The organism is Paenibacillus sp. V4I9, assembly GCF_030817295.1.
Classification (GTDB): Bacteria; Bacillota; Bacilli; order Paenibacillales; family NBRC-103111; genus Paenibacillus_E.
The window spans coordinates 6,752,572-6,766,380 of record NZ_JAUSZE010000001.1 but is presented as its reverse complement, the minus strand read 5'-3'; the positions used below and the strand labels follow the sequence as shown (position 1 = coordinate 6,766,380).

The window sequence follows — 13,809 nt, the reverse complement described above, 5'->3', positions numbered from 1 at the left end:
ATCAGTATTGAGTATATCATTGTTTGAAGGTGAAGGACACTATTGAATAAGAATTTGGCAGGATCTTGCCTTTATTTTCGGCGAGGGAGTGACTATACTCAAAAGTATGAATGAATACGCTACCTTGGAGGGAATAAGAAGATGAGTCAGAAGCTTAGAGTAACGGTTTGGAATGAGTTCCGTCATGAAAAAGAAAACGAAGTCGTACGCGCAGCGTATCCAGATGGTATCCATACGGCGATTGGTGAAGGTTTGAGCGGAGAAGTTGATGTCACATATGCAACATTAGATGATGCTGAACACGGCTTGTCCGAAGAAGTCTTGAATAACACTGATGTACTCATTTGGTGGGGACATAAAGCTCATAACGAAGTGCAAGACGAGATCGTAGACCGCGTTCAAAAGCGTGTATGGCAAGGCATGGGACTAATCGTGCTGCATTCCGGACACTTCTCCAAAGTGTTCAAAAAACTGATGGGCACTTCTTGTGACCTCAAATGGCGTGAAGCTGATGAGAAGGAACGTCTTTGGGTTGTTGCTCCGGGTCATCCAATCGTTGAAGGCATCGGCGAGTATATCGATCTTGAAGCAGAGGAAATGTACGGTGAGCACTTTGATATTCCTCAGCCGGACGAGCTGATCATGGTTTCTTGGTTCGAAGGCGGCGAAGTTTTCCGCAGCGGCTGCACGTTCAACCGTGGCAACGGGAAAATTTTCTACTTCCGTCCAGGACACGAGACATACCGTACATACTATAATGAGCAAATCCGCCGCGTTATCAGCAATGCGGTTCACTGGGCGGCTCCATCCACACGTGAGTATCCGAAATACGGTAACCACAAGCCGCTTGAAGAGATTAAAGCAAAGGCTAAAGCTTAATTGTGATGTGATAGGAATGCTTCCGGTGATCGGGGGCATTTTTTTGCTTTGCGATAGTTGTTACACGTATCCATGAGGATTTCCGCCATTAGGAGGAGGTCCTTTTTTTGGCAGAGTTGCTCTTAACGGAACGACGATCCGCCAAAGTGGAAGAAATGTGTTAAAAATTGAATTAGTGGCTATTTTTCATAAATAGCGGATCTAGGTTCGTATAAAGGAGTCTACCTTTGGTAGAAGGCTGCATATTTCCGTGAAGAGGCTGCTCACTCTAGAAGCACTAGAAAGAAGACCACCCTCCTGGATGGTCTTCTTTTGTTTTGCTTATTTCTTTATAAGATTCAGCTTTAGCGCCTGCTCCTCAGTTAAAATAAACTCCTCTTGAGGCCATATCTCCTCATCTTTATCTCTCCCGAAGAGACGAAGTATCTCTGACCAGACCCCTTTTTCTATGGCTTCCGAAGCTGAAATCATGATCTTCAAAGCAAACACCTCCTGGGATTAGTTACTTGTATCAACTTAGCTCAACGATCAAACTAATGAGTTAGTATGGGAGTCATATCTTTTTCTTTCATATGATGCTCCCCCCAGGTACACATGGCATCCAGAATGGGTTTGAATGACCAACCATAATCGGTTAAGGAGTAGACCACTTTCGGTGGCACTTGATCATAACTTGTTCTTTTCACCATTCCGTCTTGTTCCAACTCGCGTAATTGTTGCGTAAGCATCTTCTGGGTAATTTCGGGCATTAACCTTTTTAACTCGCTTGTTCGTTTGTCCCCTTTGTCCAAATGACACAAGATGACGACCTTCCATTTACCACCGATCACATCAAGTGTAGCTTCAACTGGAATATTATAGGCCATAGATGTAAACCTCCTTTTGAAAAATAAGGGTACTTTATAGTACCTATATACCTTAAATGTATCTATACTACTTCAAAGTGCGTACTAATCAAAAAGTTCGTATACAAATATAATAGCACTCAGAGCCGAAATGTTAAAGTGTACGGCCGTTCACTTCAATTATAAACTAGGAGGATATTATGAGCCAATCATTCTATAATCGGCGGTGTGGTTGTCGACTCTTTGGACTTTTGCATACACCATGGATTGGTGGACTGATGGTTCTAGTTGCCGTCGTAAAATAATCATAATCGTGCTACTTAAATGAGCTTCCGTTGGAACAAAGGAAAAAAGCACAAGCGGCCAGGAATCGGTTCCCTGTTGCTTGTGCTTTTTCGTCCTTATGAAACTTTGGGAACGGTCGACTTATTCTCATGCTTTCCTGGCTCGATATAAAAGGATACGCCATCTCTCTGGTTTGCCGCGCGAACGGTCATGCCATGATGATCCATAATTTGTTTCACGATGGCGAGGCCAAGTCCGAATTGGCCATCACCGCCGGAGCGGAAGGGCTCAAAGAGACTGTCCGCGATGGCTTGATCAAGAAGCGGGCCATCATTACTTATACAAAACTCAGATAAAGAGGGTTGCCCTTTTATCGCATTCGCATTGTCGAGTGTCTGAGATTTGACCAGGATGCGAATGCAGCTTTTTGCATAGCGGAGCTGGTTGTCGAGCATATTTTCCAAGGCTATTTTCCACTGTTCCTGATCACCAATTAGTGTGGTATGAGGAGTGAGATCCATCTCCCACTTGATTTCAGGACGACGATACCGCAGCCGCTCAACCACATCCTCAATGACAGCATTGATCTCAAAAGGCTGAAAGGGCTTCTCTCTGGCCGTCAAATAGTTCAGCTTATTCAGCAGCAGCAGGTCGCGAATCCGCTTCTCCATCCGCTCGCCTTCTTTCATAATAACGCCAACGCTTTCATTGAGGGTTCCCTTCGGATAAACGCCGTCTTGTATGGATTGCGCATAGCTGCGAATTACCATTACAGGTGTTTTTAACTCGTGAGACGTATGCTGCAGGAAGAACTGCTGCGCCCGATCCTGGCGCACTAACCGCTGCCGCATGGATTCAATCGCTTTGGCTAGCCGGCCAATTTCATCCTTACGTCTTGTTGTGATAGGCTCGTGCCAGTCACGTTCGGCCATCCGCCCGACATGGCGCTCCATCTGAACGAGTGGACGTGTGAAATAGCGAGCTATTCCCAGACAGGGGAGCCAGCTGATGACAATAAGTCCTACCATCAGCAGCATGAGCCGGCCAAACATCGTCATCACGAGATCGTTGCGATAGTTTCCCCAAGCATACGAGACGATGAAGTTGGGCTTAGCTAGATCACCTTCTTTGCGAATCACATAGAAGATACTTTTGTTCTCGATATTCCGCGTATATTTTTCTACAGGCAGCTGTTGTGCAAAGGCATCATGCTCCATAGCCTGCATGAAAGGCTCGCTAATGGCAGCGCTCGTAGCCCATGTTTGATTGCTGGCTGTACCACTTATCATGAAATGCTGAATGGCTGGTCCGCTAAATGTCTCTTGAAGAGTCGCGGTTGCCCGTGTCCCCATAGTTGAATTAGGGAGGATGTTGTTTACTTCATTGAGGTCCATTTTCGATACGACCAAAATGCGCTTGTCCATAGGTATGCCCTGTACAAAGCTGGGAACCGGGAGTTGAATGGTTGGCTCCGCGGGGATTGCAAAAGTCGCCGCTTTGCTGCTTTCCACCCGAAGACCGCTCTGTGTATCGAGTAAAATATCATACAGCTGCTCAGTGAAAAATCCCTTCAATGTCCAAGGAAGCAGGATAGCGAGCAGTGTGAAAATCAAAAGTGTCAAAGAGGCGAACGCCCCCCATAGCTTGACCGCAAGAGGCCAATTTCCCAGACGCATTCTCATGCTTTCACCATCCTATATCCGTAACCATACACGGTTTCAAGTCGCAATTCCGGCAGCTTACGGCGTAATCTTCGCACCAAATCGTCGACGACGCGATCCGTACCGAAGTAATCGATGCCCCAGACAGCAGTAAGCACCTGCTGACGTTCAAGCACCTGTCCATGGTGATTCACCAGGTAAAGCAGCAGTTCGAATTCCTTCGACGTAAGCTCCGGGTTCGTTCCATCGGCGTCGGTCACGATGCGGCCTTGCTCATCGATCAGATAGGGTCCTACTGTCAGTTTCACGCGGCGTTCTTGAGCGGCTGCCAGAGATCCGCCGAGTCGTTCCCCATAGACACGTTCAAGTAATTTACGTGTGCGGATCACGAGTTCCCGCGGTAAAAAAGGCTTGGCCAGATAATCATCACTGCCTAGCTCCAGTCCAATAATCCGATCTATATCTGCATCCCGCGCGGAAATAAAGATAACAGGCTGCATCGGTTGATCCGCCTTGATTTCCCGCATCAATTGATAACCATCCACGCCGGGCAGCATAATATCGAGGACCCACAAGTCCGGCCGCTCCGAGATTGCTTCTCGGGCTGAGGTTCCGTCGGGGAACGAGCGCACTTGCCACCCCTCTTTCTCTAAATATGCTGCCAGGACGCCTCTTAAATCCTCTTCATCTTCTACCAGATAGATGTGATACATGTGCATAATCTCCTACTTTCCTGACTACATAGGGAAAAAGTGGAGCCGATCAGCTCAAAAAATGCGATCGATTCCACTAGATTCAAATAGTTAAACAATCTTTATTTCTCAGCCGGTGCTGGAATTTCTGTTTTCAATTTCTTCGTTAACTCGCGTAGCTCTTCAGTTTGCTTCACATAATCCTTCAACAATTCAGGCAATAGGCTTTTAATCGCCGCTGTATCATCAGCTTCCACTGCTTCCGTTAATTTCTGTTGGCGTTTGAAAGATTCGGGTAGCTCCGCTTTCATTATATCACCAGCTACTGCACCCTCAAGTGGAAGTGCTTGGGTAACCAGTTGTTTGATCATGATATCTTTTGTAGGCGGCGTTATAACACCATCTGAATTGATGGCAACAGAAGGAATAGCAGGGACGGCAGTAACGGAAGCTGGGAGCCCTTCTAATTGAAGTGCATCGTCTTCAGTCAGGACTTTCTCATCTGTTTTACCCGTCTCAGCATCTTTCTTAAAGATCACTTTTTTTGTAAAAGCAGGTTTTGGAAACTCATTTTCTACCTGTTTGCGATCTTCCAACGCTTTCTTCCAATCGGATAAAGTTTCTGGTGCATAGGTACTGGCAAGCAGCTTCCAGTAGTTTCGCTCATGCGATGGCTGCAACAGTAAACCTGAGCTTGCGTTAGTTGTACGGAACATCATTAGTGGTTTGCTGCCTTCAGGTTGTGAGATTTGAATGCCTTGGATTGTTTTCGTTTCTTTGTTCGTGTCTGCTGCGGATGCACTTACGGCTCCGAATGCGATAGTTGCGATTACGGCTAGCAAGCTAGTTTGAGCTGCGCGTTTTTTCCATTGTGTTTTCATTTTGAAAACTCCTCTCGATATATGTAGCTTGTAGGGAATGTTATTCATTTCCCTTACACCCTTACTGTACCGAAAAATTATGGACATCCTATCGTAACATTGTGGGAAATTATGTGTAGAAGAATGTGGATTGCGATAAACTAATAAGACGGAAGTAATCAATATTTTGCTAGGAGGATTAGGATGAAAGAAATTGAACTGGGCCCCGAACAACGTTTCACAGAGCTACCCGCAGAAGTTGAGATTGAAAGCCAAAAGTATTGGATTTTGAAAAACGACGAACCTGAGAGCTATCGTTTAGTGTCGCGCAAATGTCCGCATGCTGGGGGATTGGTAGAAGAGGAAAGTGGGGAGCTTGTGTGTCCCTTGCATGGTTGGGAATTCGATACTCATACAGGCGTGTGTCTGAACGTGCCTTCGAAAGGTCTAACCGCGTATACCGTTGTTGTAAAAGATGGGCTGCTCGTTGCCCAAATGTAAACGCTATTTATTGTTCCCAGAGAAACATTAGTATGCGATGAAGGATGTAAAAAAGGGCGAAACAAATAGCGAGAGAATGTTTGCCAGTTATGTAAAGAGCAATAATGGCAATAGCAAAAATAGCGAGTTCGATGAAAAATTGAAGAGGCTGAGAGACGGTTATTGAAGCTTTCGGTGAAACGAACACGCCCCATAGGAGGGCTGCAAGCAGCGGAGTGCCAATGCCCAAAACGCCTTTGAGCAGCCCTCCTTTGCCAACGTGAAATCCCCAATAGCTGAGGGAAGCAAGGATGCAAAGTTCTAGCAGAAAACGTAAGCCTAAATTGGCGGCTTTCATCATGATCATCATAGGACAACACTCCCTTTCATAGGAAGACTAATGATGATAATATTTTAACTAATTATATTAGTTTGTGCAATCTTTTTTTGGATTTGAAAAATACCACTGCAGAACGTCTTTACGTTCCGAAGTGGTATTTGTTTTGATTATTACCTATTCAAATGCAGCTTACGTGTGTTGAGCATGCCGTCCAGACCAGTGGGATCTTGACTCACTTTATATTGGACGAAAGCTTCCGCAGCCTCCGATGTTCGAATGCGTAAGGGTTTCGGATCCATCTCCGTGACTAATTTAACCATCACCTCTGCAACCGATTCTGACGTTTGAGGCACCGAATTCCGTTTGGCGAAGGTGTCCAAATACTGCGTGATAATCGGCTTATATTCATCCTCTAGAATGCCGCCTGTTTTTTGAACATGACCGAGGACGGTGCTGTTAAAATTGGTTGCAATCGCGCCGGGCTCAAGCAGCGTAACATCGATATTAAATGTGGGCTTGTAGTAGGTTGCTAAACTTTCTAACAAACCCTCAACGGCAAATTTAGCAGCGCAATAAATCTCATTAAAGGGTTGACCGACCAAGCCGCCAACACTCGTTGTCGCAACCAGATGCCCAGCATCTGACTTGCGAAGCAGTGGAAGCCCTGCACGAATCGTATGCATGACCCCGTAGACATTCGTATCAAAAACGTTATGAATCTCCTCCATAGTCGCTTGCCCCAAGGCTCTTAAAAATCCAAAACCTGCGTTGCAGAACAAAACGTCAAGGTGACCATGGTTCTTTTCGATAACGGCAAATGCATTTTCCATAGATTCAGGGCTGGTGACTTCCATTTCGATAAAATGAAGATTAGCCTTATGTCCGTACTTCTCTTGATCACGTTCTACGTTGCGGGTTCCTGCGTAAACCGTCCAACCAATCTCTGAAAATTTCAGTGCAGTCGCTAATCCTATGCCGGATGAGGCTCCGGTAATCGCTATAATTTTATTCATTCAAAACACTCCTTGTGTGTTTATGTTTTAAACTGTTTACATACTAAACAATATATTTATTAAACGAATAAGTCAAGATGAAAATAAAAAATCCCAACAGGAACGTTGGGATTATAGCGGTAATTTTTCTAAAAGCTGTTTGAGAATAGCCAATTCTTCCTTGGAGTAGGGGGTAAATAGCTGTTCGATTTTTTTATTGTACGCAGCTAAGATGCTAACTATTAGTTCATTTCCTTTATCCGTCATTTGAACGAGCTGACTTCTGCGGCTAGTGGGATGCGGCTTGCGAATGACTAAACCCTGCAATTCCAATTTATCTAACAGCTGTGTGATAGCTCCTCTAGTTAGCCCGAATTCATTGGCGATATCCACAGCGATGCATTCAGGGTGTTTGCGCAGAAACTCCAAGACATACATCATAATCGGTGAAATCTGAAAGTGAGGAAGCACCTGCATCAAATAGGAGGAGATGACATTTTTAATTTCGCGAAATTTGGTTGTAATCAACTCTTGATCATTTTCCATAAGAAGCCGCCCTTTTTGTTTAGTTTCTATACATTATAACAAAAAAATGACCCACAGCAACGGGCCGTGGGTCTAAGTATATATTTTAAAGGGGGGTCGAACTTTATTATAGGCTTACTTCATTAAAATCAGATGAATTTAAGATTTCATTTTCATTACATTTTTGCTAATGGTAAAATAGAGCTAATGAATACATCAAAGAATAGTGTTGCTAGAGTGGAGGAACCATGGTTTGAAACATTATTTTATGCGATCACATTTGACCATAACTTTCGCTATTATGGCGATGATTCCGATTCTAATTCTAGGCAGTTTTCAAGTTTCTCAAATTACCCATATTACGCAGGAGTCCAATCAGAATCAGCGGCAGACAACCTATCGACTGGGGGATGCCGTCCAAGACTATCATCGAAATGCGGTTGAAACGTTAGCTGCCACAATTACGGCATCGGACGCAACCTTCCGTACGCGCGAAAGCTTAACGCTAAAGCTGCAATCGCTGCAAGAAAATTTGGCGGGCTTCACGGGCATCTACGTCGTAGATCAAAATGGAACCATCAAAGCGACTCACAATGCAGCGAATGGTACACTCATTGGCGCCGACGTCAAGGAACGGGACTACACCAAACGTGTGCAAACCGCACAAAAGTTCCAGCAGGCTTACCTTTATAAGTCAGCGTATAAGTTGTCCCGGCTTTTTGGGTAGGAACTGGAACGATGTAGGTGGATTTGGAACCTGTTTTTAACCGTGGAACATTATTGATCGCTAGGCCGTTGTCAAATACAAAGTTTTTGGACGCTTGATCAAGTTCCAATTCAGCTGCCGGAATCGGTGCCGAGAAAGTAACTTGCAGTGTTATGGCATTCAAAGCTAGAAGCTTAGTCACTTGAATAGGCGCTAATTGCTGCGCTTCAAAGATCAGAAGAGCGGCTTGACCTCGCGTCACTTGACTTCCTGTGATAGATGCAAAGCTTGGCAGCTTTTCAACCGCTGCTTTATCAACTTTCAACACGTTCGCAATCACGTCTGCAAGTTGACCGGAAGAGATGGATTGACCTCCCCGAAATTGTCCGAAAGTATCTTTCATTGCACCAAGAGTTTCAAGGGCAACCGCATAGGAATAGAACCAATCACCTTTCATTACATCGTTAAAATGGTTGGCTGCGGCTGGGTCCATGCTCACATGAAGCGCTAATGCGACTATTTTGGCAACCTCTGCGCGAGTCACAGTCTGATTCGGTTCGAAGGTGTTATTCTCATATCCGGATACAACTTGCTGCTGTGCTAATTGTTCAATCGCTGTTTGAACTTGAGCTGTGTTGGCAGAATCCGTGAAAGGATTAGCTGCTAGTGCATTGAAAGGAAGAATTGCTGATAAACCTACGGTTGCTGTAATCGTTAATGCGGCTAATGTCTTTTTGCTGTTTTTCATATATAACACTCCTATTCGATTGTTTGGATTGCGCTGTTGTTTACATCGTGCTGTCGCTCTACAGAACCTAGTTTACCTGTCAGGGCATTACAATCGAATAAAAATTCCGTGCTGCACATTACAAAATCGTAAAAATCTGATATCCCCACTCGAAAAGCAATACAAAAAACGGCCTTACAGCTGTAAAAGATTTGAGTATGTGCTCAGATCTTCTACGTCTGTAAGGCCGTTGTTCGTTTTCAGAGTCTTAAATACTAAGATCTGTAGGACTATTACTTTTAACGACGCTATGTGAAGAGTTGCCCGTAAGTCTTTGCGGGGGGAATACTTGGCGAATAGGAGCAATGATGAGTGCTGCAACCACAGCCTTGATGGCATCTCCTAGTAAGAATGGATAGCACGCTGCTGTCATGGCTTTGGCGAATGTATAGGTAGGTACTTTGTACATTAACCAAGGAACTCCGGCCAGATACAGAATGAGAGAGCCGAATACTTCAAGGACTAAGAAGGCGGCGATGTAACCCATAATGCCATTCACACGAATACGAGGTAAAATAAGACCGATAAGCATAGCCGAAATAGGCCAAATCATAATGAAGCCGCCAGTAGGTCCGAGGACGACACCTAAACCGCCATTCCCGTGAAGCAGGGGAAAGCCAATGGCTGTGAGGACGACAACGAGTGCCATGCTTAGGAATCCATAGCGAGCTCCTAGTAATCCGCCAGCAAGCATAACCGCTAGTGTTTGCAATGTAATAGGTACAGGTGTCAAAGGAAGAGAAATTTTTGCAAAGCTGAATAAAACGAGAATAGCGGCAAATAGTGCGCTAAAAACAACGCCGCGGAGAGTGAGTTTCATATTGTTCATCGCTCCTGTTTCTGTTATTGTAAATGTATTGTCAACCAATTATATCGACGTTGGTTAACAATTCAGATGATAGCACATCTTTTGTGAAAGTGAAAGGAACATTTTACATATGACAAAGAGAGAGATTTTAGCTTCTTTGGAGAAAGCCTCCGTTATCTATCGAACAGAATCGGGAGAAGGAAGGCAAGTATGGTCAGATATCTCCATGGATATTCGTCAGGGTGAGTGGATTGTCGTCATAGGACCCAATGGCAGCGGAAAAAGCACACTAGCCAGCGTATTACTGGGCTTAAGTCCGCTCTCAAGTGGGCAGTTCGTTCATAAACAAGACCAGCATAGGCTAACCCGAGGTGTGCTGCAAATACCAGATGCCCAGTTTGTTGGAGATACGATTCAGGAAGAGCTGGACTACCTGCCGAATGGGCAGAATTTAAGCACAGAAGCACGTAAAGAGTGGTACTTTGAAACCTTATCTGCCGTTGGATTGACGATCCCGATCGAGCGGGCGCTTAACACGTTATCCGGTGGGCAAAAGCAGTTGGTGAATCTTGCAGCAGCGCTTGCTGCTCAACCAAAGATTCTTGTATTAGATGAGCCGACCGCGATGCTGGACCCTGCGGCAAGGAAGGAAGTACGCCAAGCGGTACGTGAAGCGAATAAGCGTGGGACGACGATTGTGTGGATTACCCATCGTTTGGAAGAATTGGCGGATGCCACCCGTGTCGTTGGTTTCGGAGAGGGACGGATAACCTTTGATGGGGAGCCGAGAGTGTTTTTTTATGGGGAAGGGGGAGAATTATCGGTCATGACACCCTGTATGGAATTAGGGTTTGATCCGCCTTTTGTGGTCAAGACAGCCATTGGTCTTCTGCAGCAAGGTTGTCAGCTTGACCTCCTCCCGCTAGATATGGAAGAGCTGGCTAAGGCGGTGGCAACCTTATGCCCATAGTTCTGCAGGACATTCGGGTAGATGCTCCGGATGATCCTAACAATCAACTGCTGAAAGATATCAACTTCAACTTGTCGGAAGGATCGCTGACCTTGTTGATTGGTCATACGGGTTCTGGGAAATCAACACTGCTGCAGGTCATGGCCGGTATTCTGGAACCAACCTTAGGAACGATTACCCTTGATGAGCAGCCATTGTGGCACAAACGGAAAGTAGACCAAGCCCATCTCCTTCGTTTAGGTCTGATATTTCAATTCCCCGAGCAGCAGCTGTTCGCGCGCAGTGTACGCCAGGAATTCGCGTACTCCTTGCGTCCTTACCGGCTCGGGGCGGACGAACGCGAGCGCCGCATTCGCGCCGCTTGCGCTGACCTCGATCCAAGTGGCGTCATCGCCATGGATCGGTCGCCTTTCTCGCTGAGCGGCGGCGAGCAGCGCCGGCTCGCTCTGGCCACAACGTTCGCCACTGCGCCGGATTGGCTCCTCATGGATGAGCCAACTGCCGGCTTAGAGGCGGCAGCCGTCCGCGAATTGCTGCGCGTCATTCGCGTGCGCGAACGTGGCGGCTTCGTCATCGCCACGCACGACCTGGACACGTTCTTTCCGCTAGCGGACCGTGTCCTCGTTCTAGACCGCGGCGCGCTCGTCTTCGACGGCACGCCGGAAGAGCTTTGCCGCGCGCCGGAGGTGCTGACACGCGCGGGGGTCGGCCTCCCGAGCTGCGTGGAGGCCGCTAAAGAGCTGGCGCGCTATGGCATCACCATCGCGCCGGACCGGCTTACGCCGGAGCTTGCCGCGCCGGCGATCGCAGAGGCGCTGCGCGGATGCGCCAGCGCCAGCCCTAGGCCGGCGCCGCAAGCGGCAGCGCCGAGCCCGCAGGCCAGGCGCGAAGCTGCTGGCGAGGCCTCGAAGCCGCCGCAGGCCGTGTGGCTGCGGCTGGACCCGCGCGCGAAGTGGCTGCTCTACCTGCTGCTCGTCATCGGGACGATGCAGCAGCAGCAGTGGAGCGGCCTCGCGGCATCCATGCTGCTCCTCAGCCTCGCGTTTCTCGGCCTCCCGCGATCCGTCCTTCGCTGCAGCATGAAGATCGGTCTGCCATTCCTGATCTTCATGTTCATTTCGATCCTTCTGGCAGGGCTGGAGTGGTCAACCGCTGAAGGGCAGTTTCCGCTTGGTTTCTCGGCGGAGCGTGGCTGGAGCACGGCACTCACGTTAACACGGTTGTTTCTCGTCCTTATGGCAGGCTATTGGCTAGCCGTCACGACGCCTTATGGTCAGCTCGTGGAAGGGCTCAATTGGGCCTTGAAATATTTCCACAAAGTTAAGCTGCCGGTTGAATCGTTTTCTTTGGCCGTTTCCTTGATTTTCCGCTTCATTCCGCTCATCCTGCGGGAGTGGCAGCGGTTCTCAGCCATCGTAAGAGCCAGAGGCAAAGCATCAATCCGCCCGGGTACTGTTCGTTCACGAGATATCCCGGCGTTGGTCGTCCCCTTGCTGCTCGCTATGTTTCATAAGGCTGAGCAAATGACCATTGCGATGGAACTGAAAAAAATCGACAGCAAACAGCTGCTGCTGAAGAAAAACACTTTACAGTGGCGAGGTATGGACACAATTCTCGTTGCCACGGGCATTTTTTGTTTTTCATTACTGATGTACATGCAATCATAAATTCCGGGGGCTGTCCCAAATGTAGATAATGTCTACTTAAGGGCAGCTCTTTTAAGCCTATTGACCTTCAGGGACATTTGAATCGGTATTCAAAACGAAATTCATACTTCCATTGGATTTTTCCAATGGAAGCTACTCTCAGGCTTCGAAATTCGTGTTTCTACTGGAAAAATCCAATGGAATTGACTTTTAGGCCGCCAAATCCCCACTTCCACTGGATTTAATCCAATGGAAGAAACAAGCAGACTGCGAAATTCACTAAGTGGGAGCTGACTTTTTTTGGAGCCCCTTGTTCTTTATGCTCTTCTTTTTGTTCTTCTTCTTGCTCTTCTTCTTGCTCTTCTTTATGCTCTAGCTCTTCTCACTCCACTTGCTGCTCCATATTCTCCTTCGCTCGCCACGTCATCTTGAGACCAATCGCTCCGTATACTATACTTAAATGAAGAACAGGGATGGCGGTGACGAGAATGGAAACAGCGTACACAATTTACGAGCAGCAGATGTTAAAAAAGCTGAAACGCTGGGAAATTCGGCAGCAGAAGGCACCTAACCTGATGGAAAGAGCCTCCAAATCTGTTCAAACCAGCATTAATAACTTGATCCCCGACAAGGTTCATAAGACAATAACCGCGACCGTTAAAGGAATCGTACAAACGACCCTATTCGGTATGAATTACATTCCCAAAAACAACCCGTTATACGGCGTCTCCTTAGCAGATAGCGATGCCAAAGCTGAGGAACTATTATCCCTATATAAAAAGATTGCAGCAGCAGAAGGAGCAGGTACGGGAGCGGGTGGGATCCTGCTAGGATTGGCGGATTTCCCGATTCTGATCGGCATTAAATTGAAATTCCTATTTGAGCTGGCACATGCGTATGGCTACTCGACGAAAGATTACCGGGAGCGGTTGTTCATTCTCTATGTGTTTCAGCTGGCCTTTTCCAGTCCGAATAAGAAACCGGATCTTCTTCATACCATTAAGAATTGGCATACCATTTCTCATTCCTTTCCACCGGCTGAGGACTACATGAATCAAGTGGATTGGCAGCAGCTGCAGCAGGAATACCGGGATACGATTGATTTTCGTAAAATGCTTCAGCTCGTCCCCGGCATCGGGGCGGTGGTGGGCGCTTGGGCGAACTTTGGTTTGCTGGAGGAGCTCGGCGTGGCAGGAATGAACTGTTTTCGATTACGCCGATTACATGATAAAGCGGAGAGCGATGGCTTCGAATCCAAATAAAACTCATATTGTTCAAAAACTGGTCAAATTTATAGTGATTTTCGATGAGAAATAGCATATTATAAAAGAAA

Annotated in this window: 16 protein-coding genes; 6 read left to right on the top strand and 10 right to left on the bottom strand. The window is 46.8% G+C overall.

Going from position 1 to position 13,809, the window contains the following annotated elements; genetic code table 11:
* Nucleotides 1-141: 141 nt before the first annotated feature.
* Nucleotides 142-879 (top strand): ThuA domain-containing protein, encoded by a 738-nt coding sequence (locus QFZ81_RS31060; RefSeq protein WP_307605755.1) that lies wholly within the window; start codon nucleotides 142-144, stop codon nucleotides 877-879.
* A gap of 321 nt (nucleotides 880-1,200) precedes the next feature.
* Here the strand turns inward: QFZ81_RS31060 and QFZ81_RS31055 are convergent, their stop codons facing one another.
* The 5 genes from QFZ81_RS31055 to QFZ81_RS31035 form a co-directional block, all read right to left on the bottom strand.
* Entirely contained in the window at nucleotides 1,201-1,359 is a 159-nt protein-coding gene (locus tag QFZ81_RS31055; RefSeq protein WP_307605754.1) for a hypothetical protein, read from the bottom strand.
* A gap of 53 nt (nucleotides 1,360-1,412) precedes the next feature.
* A complete protein-coding gene (locus tag QFZ81_RS31050) occupies nucleotides 1,413-1,745 on the bottom strand; it encodes a winged helix-turn-helix transcriptional regulator (RefSeq protein WP_307605753.1) in 333 nt (110 codons plus the stop codon).
* A gap of 380 nt (nucleotides 1,746-2,125) precedes the next feature.
* Nucleotides 2,126-3,691, bottom strand: a complete 1,566-nt coding sequence (locus tag QFZ81_RS31045; RefSeq protein ID WP_307605752.1) for a HAMP domain-containing sensor histidine kinase — start codon at nucleotides 3,689-3,691, stop codon at nucleotides 2,126-2,128.
* On the bottom strand, nucleotides 3,688-4,383 hold the full coding sequence (locus QFZ81_RS31040) for a response regulator transcription factor (protein ID WP_171645048.1): 696 nt from the start codon (nucleotides 4,381-4,383) through the stop codon (nucleotides 3,688-3,690). Before QFZ81_RS31040 ends, QFZ81_RS31045 begins: the two co-directional genes overlap by 4 nt.
* 101 nt (nucleotides 4,384-4,484) lie before the next feature.
* The gene (locus tag QFZ81_RS31035; protein WP_307438244.1) at nucleotides 4,485-5,243 is read right to left on the bottom strand and encodes a hypothetical protein; all 759 of its coding nucleotides are present in this window, start codon (nucleotides 5,241-5,243) and stop codon (nucleotides 4,485-4,487) included.
* 183 nt (nucleotides 5,244-5,426) lie between these two features.
* Here QFZ81_RS31035 and QFZ81_RS31030 point away from each other — a divergent pair, with 183 nt between their 5' ends.
* On the top strand, nucleotides 5,427-5,723 hold the full coding sequence (locus QFZ81_RS31030; RefSeq protein ID WP_307438246.1) for a Rieske (2Fe-2S) protein: 297 nt from the start codon (nucleotides 5,427-5,429) through the stop codon (nucleotides 5,721-5,723).
* A 7-nt stretch (nucleotides 5,724-5,730) separates the two neighbouring features.
* On the opposite strand, the gene QFZ81_RS31025 is transcribed toward QFZ81_RS31030, so the two are convergent.
* From QFZ81_RS31025 to QFZ81_RS31015, 3 genes are all read right to left on the bottom strand, one after another.
* Nucleotides 5,731-6,072 (bottom strand): YrdB family protein, encoded by a 342-nt coding sequence (locus QFZ81_RS31025; protein WP_307438248.1) that lies wholly within the window; start codon nucleotides 6,070-6,072, stop codon nucleotides 5,731-5,733.
* Between the two features lie 140 nt (nucleotides 6,073-6,212).
* Nucleotides 6,213-7,055 carry an SDR family oxidoreductase gene (locus QFZ81_RS31020; RefSeq protein WP_307605751.1) on the bottom strand — a complete coding sequence of 281 codons (843 nt, stop codon included), beginning with the start codon at nucleotides 7,053-7,055 and terminating at the stop codon, nucleotides 6,213-6,215.
* A 111-nt stretch (nucleotides 7,056-7,166) separates the two neighbouring features.
* Nucleotides 7,167-7,580, bottom strand: a complete 414-nt coding sequence (locus QFZ81_RS31015) for a MarR family winged helix-turn-helix transcriptional regulator (protein ID WP_307605750.1) — start codon at nucleotides 7,578-7,580, stop codon at nucleotides 7,167-7,169.
* A 232-nt stretch (nucleotides 7,581-7,812) separates the two neighbouring features.
* On the opposite strand from QFZ81_RS31015, the gene QFZ81_RS31010 reads away from it, so the two are divergent.
* Nucleotides 7,813-8,286 (top strand): PDC sensor domain-containing protein, encoded by a 474-nt coding sequence (locus QFZ81_RS31010; protein WP_307605749.1) that lies wholly within the window; start codon nucleotides 7,813-7,815, stop codon nucleotides 8,284-8,286.
* Here the strand turns inward: QFZ81_RS31010 and QFZ81_RS31005 are convergent.
* Together QFZ81_RS31005 and QFZ81_RS31000 are read right to left on the bottom strand one after the other, a co-directional pair.
* The gene (locus QFZ81_RS31005; RefSeq protein ID WP_307605748.1) at nucleotides 8,186-9,013 is read right to left on the bottom strand and encodes an S-layer homology domain-containing protein; all 828 of its coding nucleotides are present in this window, start codon (nucleotides 9,011-9,013) and stop codon (nucleotides 8,186-8,188) included. The two genes, QFZ81_RS31010 and QFZ81_RS31005, sit on opposite strands and share 101 nt — an antisense overlap.
* 247 nt (nucleotides 9,014-9,260) lie before the next feature.
* Nucleotides 9,261-9,872 (bottom strand): biotin transporter BioY, encoded by a 612-nt coding sequence (locus QFZ81_RS31000; protein ID WP_307605747.1) that lies wholly within the window; start codon nucleotides 9,870-9,872, stop codon nucleotides 9,261-9,263.
* Between the two features lie 118 nt (nucleotides 9,873-9,990).
* Between QFZ81_RS31000 and QFZ81_RS30995 the strand changes: the two genes are divergently transcribed.
* The 3 genes from QFZ81_RS30995 (at nucleotide 9,991) to QFZ81_RS30985 (ending at nucleotide 13,738) form a co-directional block, all read left to right on the top strand.
* Complete coding sequence (locus QFZ81_RS30995) at nucleotides 9,991-10,830, top strand: ATP-binding cassette domain-containing protein (RefSeq protein WP_307605746.1); 840 nt, start codon at nucleotides 9,991-9,993, stop codon at nucleotides 10,828-10,830.
* The gene (locus QFZ81_RS30990; protein ID WP_307605745.1) at nucleotides 10,821-12,497 is read left to right on the top strand and encodes an ATP-binding cassette domain-containing protein; all 1,677 of its coding nucleotides are present in this window, start codon (nucleotides 10,821-10,823) and stop codon (nucleotides 12,495-12,497) included. Before QFZ81_RS30995 ends, QFZ81_RS30990 begins: the two co-directional genes overlap by 10 nt.
* Nucleotides 12,498-12,964: 467 nt before the next feature.
* Nucleotides 12,965-13,738, top strand: coding sequence for an EcsC family protein (locus tag QFZ81_RS30985; RefSeq protein WP_307438264.1), 774 nt, complete (start codon nucleotides 12,965-12,967; stop codon nucleotides 13,736-13,738).
* Nucleotides 13,739-13,809 lie beyond the last annotated feature (71 nt).

Coding starts and splice junctions, on each gene's coding strand:
- QFZ81_RS31060 (WP_307605755.1), top strand. CDS start 142: ATGAGTCAGAAGCTTAGAGTAACGGTTTGGAATGAGTTCCGTCATGAA.
- QFZ81_RS31050 (WP_307605753.1), bottom strand. CDS start 1,745: ATGGCCTATAATATTCCAGTTGAAGCTACACTTGATGTGATCGGTGGT.
- QFZ81_RS31045 (WP_307605752.1), bottom strand. CDS start 3,691: ATGAGAATGCGTCTGGGAAATTGGCCTCTTGCGGTCAAGCTATGGGGG.
- QFZ81_RS31040 (WP_171645048.1), bottom strand. CDS start 4,383: ATGTATCACATCTATCTGGTAGAAGATGAAGAGGATTTAAGAGGCGTC.
- QFZ81_RS31035 (WP_307438244.1), bottom strand. CDS start 5,243: ATGAAAACACAATGGAAAAAACGCGCAGCTCAAACTAGCTTGCTAGCC.
- QFZ81_RS31030 (WP_307438246.1), top strand. CDS start 5,427: ATGAAAGAAATTGAACTGGGCCCCGAACAACGTTTCACAGAGCTACCC.
- QFZ81_RS31025 (WP_307438248.1), bottom strand. CDS start 6,072: ATGATGATCATGATGAAAGCCGCCAATTTAGGCTTACGTTTTCTGCTA.
- QFZ81_RS31020 (WP_307605751.1), bottom strand. CDS start 7,055: ATGAATAAAATTATAGCGATTACCGGAGCCTCATCCGGCATAGGATTA.
- QFZ81_RS31015 (WP_307605750.1), bottom strand. CDS start 7,580: ATGGAAAATGATCAAGAGTTGATTACAACCAAATTTCGCGAAATTAAA.
- QFZ81_RS31005 (WP_307605748.1), bottom strand. CDS start 9,013: ATGAAAAACAGCAAAAAGACATTAGCCGCATTAACGATTACAGCAACC.
- QFZ81_RS31000 (WP_307605747.1), bottom strand. CDS start 9,872: ATGAAACTCACTCTCCGCGGCGTTGTTTTTAGCGCACTATTTGCCGCT.
- QFZ81_RS30995 (WP_307605746.1), top strand. CDS start 9,991: ATGACAAAGAGAGAGATTTTAGCTTCTTTGGAGAAAGCCTCCGTTATC.
- QFZ81_RS30990 (WP_307605745.1), top strand. CDS start 10,821: ATGCCCATAGTTCTGCAGGACATTCGGGTAGATGCTCCGGATGATCCT.
- QFZ81_RS30985 (WP_307438264.1), top strand. CDS start 12,965: ATGGAAACAGCGTACACAATTTACGAGCAGCAGATGTTAAAAAAGCTG.